Genomic DNA, 18142 nt, shown 5'->3' with positions numbered 1-18142 from the left:
TTGGCGGATATCTTTAGTATTATTTTATCACACTAATGTAATTTACACAATATAACAATTAGAATCTATCTCTCTTTACATAGTGAGTATGAAGTAGTTCGTGTGCCTTGTGGCTGTTTGGCTTTCCAAGGAATTCTTCATATAATCTTATAACATATGGGTTCTTATGTGACTTTCTTATTGGCATATCCTTATCTTCATCATAGATAGCCTTTGCTCTTTCTGCCTTAACATCTATGCATGCTTGAGTTCTTGCATCTACTATTGGTTGTCCTCCACCTGTTACACATCCTCCAGGACAAGCCATAACTTCTATGAAGTCATAGTGCTTTTCCCCACTCTTTACAAGCTCCATAAGTTGTCTTGCATTACCAAGTCCGTGTGCAACAGCTGCTCTTATTGTCTTTCCATTTGGTAGAGTAAGTTCAGCTTCTTTAATTCCTGTAGTTCCTCTTACTTGAACATAATCTATTGATTCTAGATCTTGTCCTGAAAGTAGGTCATAAACTGTTCTTAGTGCAGCTTCCATAACTCCACCTGTAGCACCAAATATAACTGCTGCACCTGTTGATTCTCCAAGTGGGTTATCAAACTCTTCATCTGGAAGCTTTGTAAAATCAATTCCTGCTTCCTTAATCATTTGAGCAAGTTCTCTTGTAGTTAGTACATAATCTACATCTTGTAGATTTTCATTTGAAAGCTCTTCTCTTTGTCCTTCAAACTTCTTAGCAACACATGGCATTATTGAAACTACAACTACATTCTTCTTATCAACACCAAGCTTTTCAGCAAGGTAGTGCTTTATTAATGCCCCTTCCATTTCATGTGGTGACTTACAAGTTGATAGATTATCTATAAGTTCTGGATAGAAGTGTTCTACAAACTTAACCCATCCTGGACAGCAGCTTGTCATAAGTGGAAGTCTTTCTCCCTTTTCAAGTCTAGTAAGAAGTTCTGTTCCTTCTTCCATTATTGTAAGGTCTGCTGCAAAGTCTGTGTCAAATACCTTGTCAAATCCAAGTCTTCTTAATGCTGCTGCCATCTTTCCAGTAACTCTTGTTCCTATTGGCATTCCAAACTCTTCACCAAGTGCAACTCTTACAGCTGGTGCTGTTTGTACTACAACAAACTTTTCTGGATCAGCAAGTGCCTTCCATACTTCCTTAATGTTTTCCTTTTCAGTTAGTGCACCAACTGGACAAGCCATGATACATTGTCCACAGTTTACACATACTGTATCTGCTATATTCTTATCAAGTGCAGTTGATACTCTTGTGTTAAATCCTCTTCTTGAAAAATCAATTGCACCTACAGTTTGTACATTTTTACAAGTATTTATACATCTACCACAAAGAACACACTTTTCTTGGTCTCTTACAAGTGAAGGTGATGAGTTGTCTATTTCGTAGCTTATTCTTTCTCCTTCAAATCTTAAATCTCTTATATTTAATTCCTTTGCAAGTGTTTGTAGTTCACAGTTTTCACTTCTATTACATGAAGTACATTCTCTCTTGTGGTTTGAAAGTAGAAGCTCAACAACTGTTCTTCTTGCTTCTCTTACCTTAGGAGTGTTTGTCTTAACTTCCATTCCATTTTCACAAGGTAATGTACATGATGCTATAAGTCTTGGTCCAACTTCAACCACACAAACTCTACAGCTTGATGTATGGCTAACACCCTTTAGATAGCATAAACTTGGAATGTTTATGCCTATTTGTCTTGCCGCTTCAATAACTGTCGTTCCTCTTGGTACTTCTACTTCTATTCCATCTATAGTTAACTTTACCATTTCCATAGTTCCATGTACCTCCTATTTCTTAACTATTGCCTTGAATGGACACTTGTCTATACATGCACCACACTTAATACACTTATCTTGATCTATCTTAAATGGACTCTTAACTTGTCCTGAAATTGCATTTACTGGACATTGTCTTGCACATAGTCCACATCCCTTACACTTTTCTTCAATAATTGTGTATTGTAGAAGTGCTTGGCATACTCCAGCTGGACACTTCTTGTCCACAACGTGAGCAACATATTCATCTCTAAAGTGCTTAAGTGTTGATAAAACAGGGTTTGGTGCTGTTTGTCCAAGTCCACATAGTGAAGCAGCCTTTATTTGCTTTCCTAATTCTTCAAGCTTGTCTAGGTCTTCTAAAGTACCCTTTCCTTCAACTATTCTGTCTAGTATTTCAAGCATTCTCTTTGTACCTATTCTACATGGAGTACACTTACCGCATGACTCATCTCTTGTAAAGTCAAGGTAGAATCTTGCAACGTCAACCATACAAGTATCTTCGTCCATTACAATCATACCACCTGAACCCATCATTGAGCCAAGTGCAGTTAAAGTATCGTATTCAATTGGAGTATCTAGGTGTTCTGCTGTTAAACATCCACCTGATGGTCCTCCTGTTTGAACAGCCTTGAACTTCTTTCCGTTTGGAATTCCTCCACCTATTTCATATATAACTTCTCTTAGAGTTATACCCATTGGAACTTCAACAAGTCCTGTGTTTGTAATCTTTCCACCAAGTGCAAATACCTTTGTTCCTTTGCTCTTTTCTGTTCCCTTTGAAGCAAACCATTCTCCACCTCTTACAATGATTGGAGGGATATTTGCGTAAGTTTCAACGTTATTAATTAATGTTGGTTTACCCCAAAGTCCTGATTGTGCTGGGAATGGTGGCTTTGGATTTGGCATACCACGTCTACCTTCAATTGAGTTCATAAGTGCAGTTTCTTCACCACATACGAATGCACCTGCACCAAGTCTTATTTCTATATCAAAGCTAAAGTCTGTTCCAAATATATTCTTTCCAAGTAGTCCATATTCTCTTGCTTGCTTTATAGCAACCTTTAATCTTTGAACAGCTATTGGATACTCTGCTCTAACGTAGATGTATCCTTGGTTAGCACCAATTGCATATCCTGCAATTGCCATTGCCTCTAATACTGAATGTGGGTCTCCTTCAAGTATTGATCTATCCATGAAGGCACCTGGGTCTCCTTCGTCTGCATTACATACAACATATTTTTGATCTGCCTTTGACTTAGCAGTAAGCTCCCACTTTAATCCTGTTGGGAAACCACCGCCTCCTCTACCTCTTAGGCCTGACTTTTTAACTTCCTCTATTACTTGTTCTGGAGTCATTGTAGTTAAAACCTTTGCAAGAGCCTTGTATCCATCAAAAGCGATGTATTCATCTATGTTCTCTGGGTCAATAACCCCACAGTTTCTAAGTGCAATTCTCTCTTGCTTTTTATAGAATCCTGTTTCATTTAGAGATTTAATTCTTCCTTCTTCTACTGTTTCAGTGTATAGAAGTCTTGTAACAGGTCTACCCTTAACTAAGTGTTCTGCAACTATCTCTTCTACATCTTCAACCTTTACTCTTGAATAAAAAGCTCCTTCTGGGTAAACAATAACTACAGGACCTAACTCACAAAGACCAAAACATCCAGTTCTTACTATTTCTATTTCATTTTCTATGTTGTGCTTTTTAACTTCTTCCTTAAACTTTTCTAAAATCTTCATTGAATCTGATGATGTACATCCTGTACCACCGCAAACTAAAACCTGTGAACGATAGAAAGCCATGCTTTTCCCTCCAATCACTCTTTTTCTACTTTATAGTCATTTAGTATCTTTCCTTGAATTACGTGCATTGTGTATTCCTCAACAACTTTTCCGTCCTTAACATGTTCTCTTACTATTCTTCTTGCCTTTTCTGCATCCATCTTAACATAAGTAACCTTTTCTTCACCTGGCTTTATAACCTCAACAATTGGTTCCATCTTACAAAGACCGATACATCCAGTTTGAGCAACTACAACATCAGTAAGACCTAGCTTTTCAACCTCTTCCATAATTGCAAGAAGAACTGGTCTTGCTCCTGCTGCTATACCGCATGTTGCCATACCAACAACTATTCTTGTTGTTGTTCTATCCTTTCTTTGATTTACTCTATCTAGGGTCCTTTTTCTAATTTCTTCTAATTCTTGTAGTGTTTTCATTAGAAGGCACCTCCACTTATTTCATTTAAATTTTCCTTAATAAAATCCTTTATCCACAATAAAACCTCTGGGCTATTAATTTCATCACTGCCAAGTATTTTTTTTATTTCTCTTGAGTCTAGAATAAATTTTTTGCCATTATATATGTGTTCATAAACCAAATCAATTTTAGGATTAAGAAGAACAGAAACAACTGTCTCTTCTATTTTACCAAGCGGTGGCCTATCTATATTATCATGTTCCATAGTCGCCACAACTTCAGTTCCTACATTTACCTTAGAATAAACCTTTAGGTTTCCGTTACATCTTAAACATGTACTTTCAAACAACGAAAGACCTAACCCAACCCTTCTTGTTGTTCTTGATGTTACAAAGGGATCTGTTATGTTTTTTAACATCTCTTCATCAATACCTCTACCATTATCCTTTATCTTAATGATAAAGATATTTTTAGACGTATCCTCTTCAATATAAAGTTCAATGAGTGTTGCATCTGCATTAATAGAGTTTTCAATTATATCCATTATATGAAGAGAAAGTTCCCTCATAATATCTCCTTACTTATATTCTTTTAAAATGTTTGGAATATCTTCTGGAGTAACTCTTCCATATACCTTCTCACCTATAACCATAACTGGTGCAAGTCCACACGCACCTAAACATCTTGTAGCCTCTAATGTAAACTTACCATCTGCAGTAGTTTTACCTACTTCTACATTTAGTTCTTTACATAGTCTATCTATTAAACCTTGTGCTCCCTTAACATAGCATGCTGTTCCAAGACAAACTCTTATTATATGTTCTCCCTTTGGTTCAAGTGAGAAATATGAATAGAAGGAAGCTACACCAAATATTTCAGCCATTGGGATATCTAGTTCTCTTGAAACAATCTTTAATATATCCTCTGGAAGATAACCATATGTGTCTTGTATTTCGTGTAGTACAGGAATTAATCCTCCCTTTACTGTTTTGTGCTCTTCAATTACCTTCATGATCTTTTCTAATCTTTCATCAACTTGATTTCCGCCACAGCAGCAATGTTGTTGACTCATTAAATTCACACCCCTTGCTTGTTATTTTTATGGCATACTTAATTATATTTAATTGGTTAATGAAATTTTTCATTAACCAATTTGCAACTTAGTTTATAAAGAATTTTCAAACAATTTAATTGTAAACTAAAACATTATGTAAATCAATGTAATAATTTGTAAAAGGTTTGTAGTTTGTTATATTTTTAACAATTGATGTATATGTACATAACACTTTGACTACAGTAATATATCACATATAAGCCTTATTTTCAATCTTTGTTACAATAATTTTAAAATACCTTAAACTGTTATATATCAGTTTTAAATTGATTTAAACGAAAAAACTTAATTTTCAAATATAAAATAATAAAAAATTTAAATTTTTCTATGTGTTGTTATATTAATACGATTAATGTTCAAATAAAAAACCCCCATAAAAGAATTCTTTAACTCTTTTATGGGGGTACTTTTTTAACAGCCTAAAAAGGCTCTTTTTATATATTTTTTTTATACATTTTCATCTCATGCTCTACCATGCTTGTAAAAATGTTTACAATTTGTGGATCAAACTGTTTTCCTGCTTCTTCTCTTAAAATATTTACTGCTTTTTCAATTGGCATACCCTTTCGATATGGCCTATCAGTTATCATTGCATCAAAACTATCTGCAACAGCAAGTATTCTTGCTCCTATAGGTATATCCTCACCATGTTTTTCATTTGGATATCCTGAATGCCCATTTTCACCAATACTGTACCTTTCATGATGATATTTAATAAGTGGTGCAACTTCCTTAAGTATGTTTAGTGAGGATACTATTTCGTATCCGTAAACAGGGTGTTTGGACATAATATTCTTTTCCTCTTCATTTAAAGGTCCATTTTTATTTAATATTTCAGTTGGTATTAACACTTTTCCTATGTCATGTAAAACTCCTGCTGTATATATTTTTTTAATTTCATAGTCACTTAACTTCATGTATTTAGCAATAAGCGCTGCATATTCTGCAACTCTAGTACTGTGTCCCTCTGTATAGCTATCCTTCAATTGAACTATCTTTAGAAAACTCTTTAAAACCTCTATCTGCTGTTCCTCTATTTGCTGTCTATTCTTCTCTTCAATCATTTCATTTACAATCTTCTTTTTAGAAAGTCTTCTTCTAGTTAGACTCATTTCTAAAGAATATAATGCCTTTTCTAAATCTGATACTTCTTCAAATGTTAAGCTATAGTATGTTAAATTAATTTTGTTTTGAACATATTTATTTTGCTCTTCTACATATATTTCAAACTGCTTTAACCTTTCATTTACCACATCTTCATTTTTATTAAGTAGAATAATTAAAAATTCATCTCCTCCATACCTTATACATATTCCATCATCGCCAAAATATTTATTTATATAGTCTGCAACCAATTTAATTCTTAAGTTACCAGCCTCTATGCCAAATATTGAATTGTATACCTGCATTTCGTCAATATCTATCATAAGCAGTGTAATTGGATATGCTCTACTTTTAAATCTATTGATTTTATTAATTATATCAGTTAGTTTTTCTCTCTTGTAAAATTTGGTTAAAACATCAAATGTATTTTCATCGTCATACCTTTTTACATTGGCAGTAATATACATTATGTTTGAAAACATTCTAAAGAGCATAATAGAGAAAATGATAATATACACTCCTATGTCATTAAAAGTTAAATTTAATTCATTGCTATTAATTACAGTAAAAGAAATAACAAATACTAAAAGCAATATACTATAAATCCATGCAAAATAAATCTCTAGACTCTTTGTCTTTAAGGAAGATTTTATCAGGGATACTATAGTATCATATAAATCAGTTTTCTTAAGCAAAATAATGCTAAATATAACATAAAGCCCTGTATGTATATACAAAATATCTGCAAATGATGTATATAGATTTTTTATTTCATTATCAACTATAAAATATATTAAATCTGCAACAAAATAAAACATTAATGCTGATAATATATACATTACATGCCTTCTAATTTTCACAGAAGATGTCATCTTTAATAAGTTCATAACAATATAAAATAACAGCAGAATGTCAAATATAACATAAACTATGTCAAATGTAAATTCCTTAATTATATTGTTTGAAGAATATAATAATAAAGTATATATAGTTATATAACAAACAACTAAGGTATCTAGCACAATTGATTTGTTAAATTTAAAAAGATAAAGACTTTTATATAGCTTATCTAGAGCAAGAAAAACATTGATATATGCAACTACATAAAATAAATCATAAACCCTTTTTCCATAAAACACATATAACAAATCTCCCATTAGAGAGAACATTAAAAACATCATTAGATTTAAAAAATATCTAGCCTTAGTATCTCTGTATTTTTTATAGCACATTAATGATGCAATGATATATATTATACTTTGTATAGAGTTAACTACATTTATAAAATATCTGTGTTTATAATACATTGAACTAATTAAAAATGCTGCAAAAACAAACATAACAAGTACTAAGTGTCCAATTACCGCTCTCTTTTTTGCCATAACAACCCTCTTCTGCAGAATATTTTTCATTATTATACTAAATTATTATAAACTTTTCTACAATTTAAACAAAAATAAAACAAAAAGCTGCAATAAGCAGCTTTTAAAACATATCTTTTTTGGCTAGATAATATGTTGCAGCACCTGTTGCCACAGCAGTTATCAAAAGAACTATATAAAATCCAAATGGATTTTCTGCAAAAGGAACAGGTACGTTCATTCCCCAAAGTCCTGCAAAGACTGATGGGATAGATATTACAATAGTTATTGAGGCCAAAAATTTCATAACTATATTTAGATTGTTAGAGATAATTGATGCAAAGGCATCCATCGTACCACTTAAAATGTTACTATATATATTTGCCATCTCTATTGCCTGCTTATTTTCAATAATAACATCTTCAAGAACATCCTGATCTTCAGGATATTTATTTATCATCTCAAGCTTTAACATTTTTTCAAGAGTTATTTCATTTGCCTTAAGTGAAGTAGAAAAGTAAACAAGACTCTTCTCTAGTTCTAGAAGCTGTATAAGTTCCTTATTCTTCATTGATCTATGAAGTCTTGCCTCTATAACTGAGCTTGTTTTATCTATCTGCTTTAGATAATTTAGATAATAGGTTGATATTCTATATAGTATCTGAAGAATAAACCTTGATTTTTTATATGTATAGAAGCTTTTAATCTTCCCCTTTACAAAGTCTTCAAGTATCTTATTTTCTTCTAGGCATATTGTAACTATAAAGTCGTTGTTTAAAACAATACCTAGTGGTATAGTATAGTAGTTTAATTTTTTATTCTCAACATCAATAAATGGAATATCAAATATAAATAGATATTGGTCCTCTTCAATTTCTAGACGTGAGCTTTCTTCTTCGTCTAGTGCTGATTTTAAAAATTCAACCATTATACCAGTTTTTTGTGATACATATTCAAGTTCTGTATCTGTTGGATCTGTTATATTAATCCAACATCCTTTTTCTATTGTTTCTACTTCTACAGTTTTTTCATTTTCTAATGTCCTATAAATCTTTATCATCCTATGCACTCCTTTCCGCACCCACAAGGGTGCAGAAAATCGTGCACCCTTGTGGTCTATTTTAATATACTACTATAAGGCCCATCTCCCATAAATTTACACCTCTTTAAAATATATATTACATTATTAATTTACATTAAATATCAAAAAAAGACAACCTATTTTTGATCTGGATTTAAAATAATTATAGGTTTTGGTGGAACAATAACATCCTTTTCATTACCGTTTTTAGGATATATATTTGGCCTTTCGCAAATTCCTGTAATTCCAACTATATATCTTCTCTGTTCTATTAGTTCTCCATATTGTTTTATTTTCTTTGTTAATAGATCAAAGGACACCCTTATAGCCCTTTCATATTTTTCAATTGTATTTCTAAAATGCCTAAAATCAGATCTTTGATCATGCTTACCATTAGCAGCTACTGTACCATTAATTACAACACCATCAAATATTTTAAAAAGCTCTGTTAATGCCCCAACTACATTAAATGAATTTATATTGTAGTTGTTTGATTGAATAGGCGTAATTAAAATCTCTTGAAGTATGCATTTTATTATATATCTTATCTCATCCTCAATAACTGCTATTTTATATTCAAGTTCTAATTCAATTAGCCTTAATATTTTAAATAAGCTTTCATTTACTTTGTCCCTTAATGCCAAAACTATATAATATTTAATCATTGTAATACATTCTTTCTCTGATAATGTCCTTTTTCTTTCAGCATCAAAGGGAACGTAATTTACATTATACAGCATCCTTATTATCTGCCTTTTATTAAATCTTCCAAAATTCATCTCTATAAACTTATCATATCCTGTAGATATTAGTATATCTTCTGCCTTACATCTCCATTCAATGTCATCTATTTTATCTATTATTTCTCTTATGCTAACTCTAAATATTAAATATTCAAAAACATTTACCAAAATTTCTTCTTCAACCTTTTCTGCAACAAGTGCCAGCTTATAGTTCCTACAATCCTCATCAACATAAGGTGGAATGTATTCTCTATTGCATATTCTATTATAGGCATCTATTATAACCTGCTTTTTTCTACAGGCATTACATGGGTTATATGATATTTTTTTATCCTTCATGCCACCTTCTATACTTTCCTTGACAAATTCATTAAAACAATCTTCAAATTCACATTCATCTTCCGATGCCTCAAATCTTTCAGATAGTTTTTTTATAAATTCATCTATCTGCCTATCTATGTTATCTCCCATAAAACCCCACCTTATATCTTAATCATATTATAGTATATTAATTATTTGCAAAAATAATGATTTTTCAAATATTCCAAAAGGTTTTCAACAATATCCACACACTTGTCCACACATTATACACAATATTTTTTTATTCAACATTGTTCCACATTTTTTTCACATAATATTCCACAGGCTTATCCACAACTTTTGTGGATAAGCCTGAAAATTAGTGGATAACTCTTAACAATCCTTTTCAGCTTCTCCCTGTATTATTATATCCATTGGCTCTACAAAGAACCCCTTAAATTCTATATCACAGAAGTTATATAGCTTACTTAAATCTCTACAGAACTTAAATTCTTTAATAATATATTTATATTTAAACTGCCTATCACAAACATCCTCTTCTAATGGGTAACATATTTGATGTTCAAGTAGGTTAATCATCATATCCTTTCCTTCATATTTATAAATTATATTTTTCTCTATTGCAAATTTTAATATTATCTTGTTGTCAAAAACCTTATATTCAAAACTATCTATTACATCACTGCCACATTCTAAATCAAATTTCTCGTGTAGACAAACAATCTGATTTAATAGAATATTTCCATCTATTCTTTCTACAATCCTGTCAACATATAAGTCTAAATTTTCCTCTATACTATCAGTTACTGATTTTCTCTTTAACAGTTTTATATCGTATTTAATATATTCGTCTGTATAAATTATTGGAGCTATAAATTTTCTATAGTATCCGTCCTTTTCAAATATAATTGTATAAACTCCTGCTAAAAGATTTAAGCTGTATTCTTCATCAAATATCTCTGTTTTTATTAGGCTACAATCTTTATATACTTTAACTGTTACATCCTGAAGTAGTTCCTTTGTTTTACAGTCCATTATTTTACCAGAGATGTTTATCAGTTTATTATCATAGGCTGCCTTAACTAAAACTCCTTCATCACGCACAATATCAGTTGTTTCAGCATTTAGGGCTGATGCTTGTGCCTCATCTAAATACTGAAGTCCAGTCATTATAAAGTATCCATTAAATTGAACTATCAAAGTTTCCTCTTGGTCTGGTTCTAAATCTCCAACCTCCCAAACAAGAGTACTGGTTGGTGAATCATAAAATACTGTTCCTATTGAAGGTGTATATATTGGCACTCCACCTGTAAATATAAAATATTCATTTAGTTTATCTACTACCTTTACACCATATACCTTAACTGTTGAAGTGTTTTTTACTTTTATTTCTACTGTCCAGTTGTCCTTTGTACACGCATTAATTTCTGTTGGACCATCTGTTAATGTCTTTGTTATCTCTATTTCTCCCATCTCTTCATTAACACAAACTCCTATGTCGCTTACAGGACCTACAGGTTTTATATTATCCCCAGTTAGTGTTGCAAAGTTTATAATCTTAAATCCTGGATATTTAAATGAACCTGTTATTTCAACATCTAATGTTACTGAATTACCTGGACCAAGATCTCCTATATCCCAAGTTACTGTAGATGTCTCATCATCAAAATCTGCAGTAGTTGTACCACTTGGTGTCAATGTTACATCACTATCTTCAAGCCCTAATTCTGCATTTATAATATCCTTTACAACCAATCCTTCTGCAGTTGATGCAGAGTTATTAGTAACTGTAAGTGTATATTTCCAAGTTTTTTCTTGTTCTGGCTCTATACACTCAGGATATAACGGGCCTTCTGTAACTTCTTTTGTAAGCATTACCTCAGGCTCAACTGACTTATTTATTTCATCTCCACAGATTATATCCTTAATTAGCACTTGGTTTTGTGTTGATGTGAAATAACAGAGGCTAAAAACTGTTGTGTCGAAATTAAATCCTTCAAAGGCCGATATAGGTGCTTTAAAATCTAAAAAGTAGTCATCATCTGGTGTTTTTGCACAGGGGAACTTTGTATTTGCCTTAATCACCCTAATATCTGTTCCAAATATAGTGGAAACTGGAACACTATAAATTATTACTCCAAATGGGTTTTTAATTAACAATCTATAATTTCCACCACTCACGTCAATTGTAAAAGTATATTTTAAATTTACTCCAAAATTTATAAATACTCCCCAAGCAAATTCTTTAAATTCACCTGACTGGCTTTTAAGTGGTGTTTCATTTATTCTCATTCTAAAGCAGACTTCTCTATCTGTTTCAGTCTCAGGGTCAATATAGTAGTAGGCTGCTGGATTTAAAAGGTCTCCTACAATATCTGTTGAACAGGGGTTAACATTGTTTGGAACTGCAGTTATAGGAAGTCCATTTTCTGTATATACTATCCAATTACTGTCGCTTGGAAAAGGCACAAAAACCACCTCTCTATTTTAAACTCTATATCATATTATGAATATATAAAAGAAGGTGTTGTAAAGCTTATTTATAATCTATTCCTCTTTTCCTTCAATTAAAATATCCATAGGCTCTACAAAGAATCCCTTAAATTCTATATCACAGAAGTTGTAAAGCTTACTTAAATCTCTACACATTTTAAACCTATTAACCTTGTATTTGTATTTAAACTCTTTGTCACATACATCTGTCTGAAGAGGATAGCAGATTGTGTGTTCAATTAAATTTATCATTAAGTCCTTTCCCTCAAGCTTGTAAATTACATTCTTCTCTATCAAAAACTTCAAAATAAGCCTTCCCTTTATGATCCTATATTCAAATTTATCTATAACATCGCTTCCACATTCAAGATTATACTTTTCGTGTAGGCATACAATTTGGTTTAAAACTATATTTCCATCTATTCTCTCTGTAATTTTTTCTGCGTATATATCCATGTTTTCTTCAAAATTAGCATCTATAGCTTCCTTCTTTAAAAGTTTTACATCATATCTTATATACTCATCTGTAAATATAATTGGTGCAACAAACTTTTTATAATATCCTTCCTTTTCAAAAACTATAGTGTAGGTTCCAACTTTTAAATTAAAGCTGTATTTATAGTCTGCAACTACAGTTGTTATCAAAGAGCAGTCCTTATAAACCTTAACAGTGACATTATCTATTAGCTCACCTGTTTTACAGTCTATTATATTTCCTTCTATATTTATGTCAAAATCCTCAAAGGCTGCCTTAACAAGTACACCTTCATCCCTTGCCTCAACAGTCACAGCATTTTTAGCGCTTGCAACTGCTGTATCAAAACTTTGCTGTCCTATTTGTATAAAGTACCCTTTAAAATTAATCTCAAATTCAACCCTTTGACCTGGCTCCATATTGCCAATGTCCCAAACAAATTTATTTGATATGCTGTCAAAGAATATATTACCAGCATTTGTAGTGTAATTTTGAATTCCATTTATAAATACAAAATACTCATTTACAACATCAACCAATTTAACACAATACAGCTTTACACTTGATATATTCTCAACTGTTATTTTTACCCTCCAGTTACCCTTTGTACATGCATTGATTTGGGTTGGACCGCTTAATACCTCTTTATCTATTTTTAAAATTCCATATTCTGTTGCAACCAGAACACCTATATCATAAACTGGTCCAACTGGAAGTACATTATCTCCATCTACCTTAGCATAGTTTAAAACTTTATAGCCAGGCACCATAAATACTCCATTTGTAATATAAACTGTAAGTGTAGCCTCATCTTCTTCATCTAAATTTCCAATAGTCCATTTTAAAATAAAGGTGTCTTCGTTAAAATCTACACTTCCATGGGTTGGAGCATCCCAAGTTATTGTTGCAGAGCCGTAAAGTTCATAATTAATAACATCAGTAACAACAAGATTTTTTGCAGTTCCTTCACCTAAATTTTTAACCCTTAATGTATATTTCCAAGAGTTTTCCTCCTCTGGCTTTATAACCTCTGGGCTTATAGGCCCCTCATCTACCACCTTTGTTATTGTTACAGTTGGAGTTACCAATTTAACAACAATAGTAGTATCATCTACAGGTCCTACCTCTTGTGCATTGCTTGACCTTCCATAAGCTATATTAAAAACTTTGGAACCTGCTGCATTAAAATGTCCTGTTACATCAAAGGTTAGTGTTGCCTCTTCACTTGGTGATAAATTTCCTACATTCCAAGTAATCTTATTTCCAGTAATTGATGCACTTCCCTTTGAAGGATTAAGTGGGTCTGGAGATACAGAAGTTACATTTAACTCTGGATGAAGATTATCCTCAACTACAATATCATTTACTGTAACTTGTGATGGGTTTTCTACCTTAAGTGTCACTGTCCAGGTTCCTTGTTCTTCTACATTTACCTCAAGAGGTCCCTCTACATCCTTCTTTAGAGTAAAGAAGGGTACACCTGTCTGTTTTACCAATACTCCCTCATCCTGAACAGGAAGACTAATTATACTATTATCTGAAACAACTGTTGCAGAATCTAATATCTTTTGTCCACTTGTTGAAAAGCTTGCTGTGAAGGTAATTTGAAGTATTGCAGAGCTATTTCCAAGAAGTGTTCCAACATTCCAAGTTACCTTTGGTGCACTATAGGTTGCTGTTCCTTGAGTTAAATTAAAACTAATGTTTCCTGTAATTTGACCTGCTATCTCATTATTTATTGTATCTACTACAATGGTATTTATTGAGTCAACTGCTGTTGTATTAGTTACAGTTATCCTTACTGTCCAAGTTGCAGTTTGGTTTACATCAACAGTCAATGGTCCTTGTATTATTTGCTTTTCAATTGTTACAACTGTAGGCTTTAGAGCATTTATCTCATCACCGCAGATAATGTCTTTAATTAAAACTTGGTTTTGTGTAGAAGTAAAATAGCATAAGCTAAATACTGTTGTATCAAAATTGAAACCTTCAAAGGCAAATATTGGGACTTTAAAGTCTAAAAAGAAGTCATCATCTGGGGTTTTTCCACAAGGGAACGTAGTGTTTGCCTTAATTACCCTTACATTATTCCCAAGAACTACAGGCTGATTATAAATAATTACTCCAAATGGGTTTGTAACAATAAGCCTGTAGTTCCCACCACTTGTATCTACAGTTACTGTATATTTTAGATTTATTCCAAAATTAATATATACTCCCCATCCAAATTCTTTAAAATCGCCCTGAACATTCTTTAGAGGTGTTTGATTGAGCCTCATCCTAAAGCAAACATCCCTATTTATAGTTGTTATTGGATCAATATAGTAGTAGGCTGCTGGATTTTAAAGATCACCTACAATGTCGGTTGAACAAGGAGTTACGTTATTTGCTACAGCAGTTATGGGTAGTTCATCTTTTGTGTAGACAATCCAAAGACTGTCATTTATGGGAAACATAAAATCACCTTTATAAATTTTCTATTTTATAATACGCATATACATAAGTTTCAGTTACTCTTCTATGCTAATTTTTTTATTATTTTCATATAATTATATGAGGTGATTTTATGAAAAGACTCTATGCAGTAGTTTTAATTCTAATTTGCCTTTTGTTTACTTCATTTACTCCAATAAAATTCAATAAGCAAAACGTATATGAAATTACAAAGGAACTATCATCTGATAGATACAGAGGAAGGCTTGCAGGTGATAAGGGAAATAAACTTGCAGAAGATTATATTATATCACAATTTAAAAAAAATGGAATAAAGCCTCTCTATAAGGACTTTAGGCAGAGCTTTGAGGTTTATGTACCTTTAATTGAGGGAAAATGTACACTTAAGATATTTAGCAATGAAAAAAAGCTAATAAAGGAATATAAGTATGGAGAGGATTTTAAGGAGATTATCTCAGGATTATCACAAGGAGGAAGAATATTTGCTAAACTAGACGATAAAACTATTAAATTTGAATCAAAGCTTTCAACCGAGAGTTTAAGCAGCTATGAATATGATAAAAAATTATTTAATGATGGAATTAAGGCTGTAATTTATTCCTTTGACAGAATGATGAGGTTTAGAAGTCCCTATAAGGAACAGATAGATTATAAAGATGGGCTTATTAAGATTTCAGTTCAAACAAACGTTTTAAAGGAACTTGAGGAGTTTAAAAAGCAAGGATATTATGTTGAAATACAAAGCCCTGTAAACTATAAAAAGGTTAAGGTAAGTAATATCGTTGGAATAAAGGAAGGAAAGGATAAAAACCTGCCCCCTATAATTTTATCTGCACACTTTGACCACGTTGGATTTGATGCAGATGGCGTAATATACTCTGGTGCACTTGATAATGCCTCTGGTGTTGCACTACTTATTGAAACATCAAGAGCATTAAAAAACACCTCCTACGATAGAGATATAATATTTGTTGCCTTCAATGCTGAGGAAGAGGGACTTATTGGCTCATCATACTTTGTTAAAAACAGCGGACTTGATTTAAAGGATGCTGAAGTCATAAATTTTGATATGGTTGGCTCAAAACAAGATGTGCCTTTAAGTATATTATCATCAAGTAGCAGAAGTGTTTTTTCAAGAAGTATGTTGGAACTACTTAAGAATAAGATAAAATGCAAAAACATCTATCAAGACAATAGTGACCACGCTCCCTTCTGCTACCAAAATATAAATGCTGTTACATTTATTCATGATGATACAAGTAAAATCCATACTCCTATGGATACAATACAAAACATAGATATAAATAGATTTGACGATGTATTTAATGCTTTAAATATATATCTTGAAAGCAGAACTAAACTAGTATATAACCCTAAAATAGAACAAATATCTTTTACAAATATCATTATTGGATATATTTTAGCCTTAATTTTACTTCAAACTATTAGTTTTATTATAACGAAAAGAGAGTGATAATATGGCTCATTTTGCAACCATATTAGATTTAAAAAGGATAATAAAACATAGACCAAGCTACATTACAGAAGAAGAACTATATAATATATATAATGATGGCTATATGGTTGTATCTGATGTAAATCCATTACACTTTTCTTACCCTGTAAGATATTATGATAACATAATGATTAGATATCATATTAAAGATTATGACGAACTTAATGAAATGCTTAAAATTTTCTTAGATTTATTTAATGAAGATATATACGTGTCAAATATTCCTGAAGAAAAATTAGAAATATTTAAATCTATAAAATTCTATCCCATATTTAAAACAAATACCTTGATAAAAAAAGATTTTGAAATAGAAGGAATAGTTCCAAACTGCTATTTTATTCCTTATTCAAATATATACTCACAGGATATTTTAAATATAGATAATAGTTTCTTCTATGACATTTTTAAGTTAAAGCCACATCATATAATCGAGATGTCAAAGGATCCTTATATCAAAATAACTCTATTAATGCATAATGGAAATTGTATTGGATATAGCATATATAGATTAAACCATACACTTGGATTTGGATATATAATTAAAATGGCTGTAGATAAAGATTATCATCATAAAGGATTTGGTTCGATGCTTTTAAGAGAAGTAATTAACTCTTTTAAATCAAAGGGTGTTCTGCCAATTTGTATTGATTGTATTGACTCTTCTACTTCATTTTTTGAAAAACATGGTTTTAAAAAAATATCATCTGGATTTATATTAAAGCATGAAATATAAATAGTAACTTAAACAAATAGAGTATAAAATATAATCCCCATGTAAGTAATTCATTAAACTACTTACATGGGGATTTTTTAATGGTTCTATAATAAATGTTGGGGCGTAGCCCCAGCATATTTTTTCAAAAAAATATGCACCTGTTTTAGATGCCTGGTAAAATAAAATTAACCAAAACATAATTCCACCTGAAAGGAGGCATCCAACAAGTGCATATTAATAATTTTATCAAAAACTTACTAGGTTTTAAAGATGTTATTATAACAAAAGTACGTAATACTGATAATTGTTTTGAGATTTATTTAGAAATGAAAAAGAAACCTCATACTTGCCCTTGTTGTAATTCTCAAACCAGTAGAGTTCATGATTATAGAACACAACGTGTTAAACACATTCCTCTATTCTTAAAACCTACTATTCTCGTTATTAAAAAGCGTAGATATCGTTGTAATATTTGTGGTAAAAGATTTTATGAGCATATTGAATTCTTGCCACGTTATTATAGAATCACTAATCTTTTATCTATGTACGTTATAACAGAGCTTACTAATACTTATAGTATGTCAAGTTTAGCTAAAAGAGTTAATTTGTCTGTTGATACTATAAAGCGCATTTTTAATAATGTCTCCTATCCTTCTGCTACTACTTTACCTGAAATTATAGCTATTGACGAATTTAAAGGTAATTCTGGAGGTTCTAAATATCACTGTTGTATCGTTGACCCTGTTAATAGAAAAATTATCGATG

Annotated in this window: 13 protein-coding genes and 1 pseudogene; 4 read left to right on the top strand and 10 right to left on the bottom strand. The window is 31.5% G+C overall.

What is annotated here, in order from left to right; translation table 11 throughout:
* Positions 1-58: 58 nt before the first annotated feature.
* From TCEL_RS01620 to TCEL_RS01575, 10 genes are all read right to left on the bottom strand, one after another.
* Entirely contained in the window at positions 59-1795 is a 1737-nt protein-coding gene (locus TCEL_RS01620; protein ID WP_018660435.1) for an NADH-dependent [FeFe] hydrogenase, group A6, read from the bottom strand.
* Between the two features lie 15 nt (positions 1796-1810).
* Positions 1811-3604: an NADH-quinone oxidoreductase subunit NuoF gene (gene nuoF, locus TCEL_RS01615; protein ID WP_018660434.1), complete on the bottom strand. Its 1794-nt coding sequence runs from the start codon at positions 3602-3604 to the stop codon at positions 1811-1813.
* A 14-nt stretch (positions 3605-3618) separates the two neighbouring features.
* A complete protein-coding gene (locus TCEL_RS01610) occupies positions 3619-4020 on the bottom strand; it encodes a (2Fe-2S) ferredoxin domain-containing protein (RefSeq protein WP_018660432.1) in 402 nt (133 codons plus the stop codon).
* The gene (locus tag TCEL_RS01605) at positions 4020-4568 is read right to left on the bottom strand and encodes an ATP-binding protein (protein ID WP_018660430.1); all 549 of its coding nucleotides are present in this window, start codon (positions 4566-4568) and stop codon (positions 4020-4022) included. The genes TCEL_RS01610 and TCEL_RS01605 overlap by 1 nt, the downstream gene beginning before the upstream one ends.
* 9 nt (positions 4569-4577) lie before the next feature.
* The gene (nuoE, locus tag TCEL_RS01600; RefSeq protein ID WP_018660428.1) at positions 4578-5072 is read right to left on the bottom strand and encodes an NADH-quinone oxidoreductase subunit NuoE; all 495 of its coding nucleotides are present in this window, start codon (positions 5070-5072) and stop codon (positions 4578-4580) included.
* Positions 5073-5548: 476 nt separating this feature from the next.
* Entirely contained in the window at positions 5549-7600 is a 2052-nt protein-coding gene (locus tag TCEL_RS01595) for a bifunctional diguanylate cyclase/phosphohydrolase (RefSeq protein WP_018660426.1), read from the bottom strand.
* 103 nt (positions 7601-7703) lie between these two features.
* Entirely contained in the window at positions 7704-8639 is a 936-nt protein-coding gene (locus TCEL_RS01590) for a magnesium transporter CorA family protein (RefSeq protein ID WP_018660423.1), read from the bottom strand.
* A 158-nt stretch (positions 8640-8797) separates the two neighbouring features.
* Positions 8798-9874 carry a hypothetical protein gene (locus TCEL_RS01585; protein WP_018660421.1) on the bottom strand — a complete coding sequence of 359 codons (1077 nt, stop codon included), beginning with the start codon at positions 9872-9874 and terminating at the stop codon, positions 8798-8800.
* A 222-nt stretch (positions 9875-10096) separates the two neighbouring features.
* Positions 10097-12193, bottom strand: coding sequence for a DUF11 domain-containing protein (locus TCEL_RS01580; RefSeq protein ID WP_018660418.1), 2097 nt, complete (start codon positions 12191-12193; stop codon positions 10097-10099).
* 78 nt (positions 12194-12271) lie between these two features.
* On the bottom strand, positions 12272-14971 hold the full coding sequence (locus TCEL_RS01575) for a DUF11 domain-containing protein (RefSeq protein WP_018660415.1): 2700 nt from the start codon (positions 14969-14971) through the stop codon (positions 12272-12274).
* 287 nt (positions 14972-15258) lie between these two features.
* Here TCEL_RS01575 and TCEL_RS01570 point away from each other — a divergent pair, with 287 nt between their 5' ends.
* From TCEL_RS01570 to TCEL_RS14025, 4 genes and pseudogenes are all read left to right on the top strand, one after another.
* Positions 15259-16620 carry a M28 family metallopeptidase gene (locus TCEL_RS01570; protein ID WP_018660413.1) on the top strand — a complete coding sequence of 454 codons (1362 nt, stop codon included), beginning with the start codon at positions 15259-15261 and terminating at the stop codon, positions 16618-16620.
* A gap of 4 nt (positions 16621-16624) precedes the next feature.
* Positions 16625-17395, top strand: coding sequence for a GNAT family N-acetyltransferase (locus TCEL_RS01565; RefSeq protein WP_018660411.1), 771 nt, complete (start codon positions 16625-16627; stop codon positions 17393-17395).
* A gap of 308 nt (positions 17396-17703) precedes the next feature.
* Positions 17704-17841 (top strand): annotated as a pseudogene (locus TCEL_RS14365) (transposase family protein); the annotation flags it as partial.
* A gap of 78 nt (positions 17842-17919) precedes the next feature.
* Positions 17920-18142, top strand: a 223-nt coding sequence (locus TCEL_RS14025; RefSeq protein ID WP_341348972.1) for a helix-turn-helix domain-containing protein, incomplete at its 3' end; no start/stop codon positions are given.

Source organism: Thermobrachium celere DSM 8682, from assembly GCF_000430995.1.
GTDB classification, from domain to species: domain Bacteria; phylum Bacillota; class Clostridia; order Clostridiales; family Caloramatoraceae; genus Thermobrachium; species Thermobrachium celere.
Note: the sequence above shows the minus strand (reverse complement) of the source record. Positions and strands in the feature narration are given on the sequence as shown.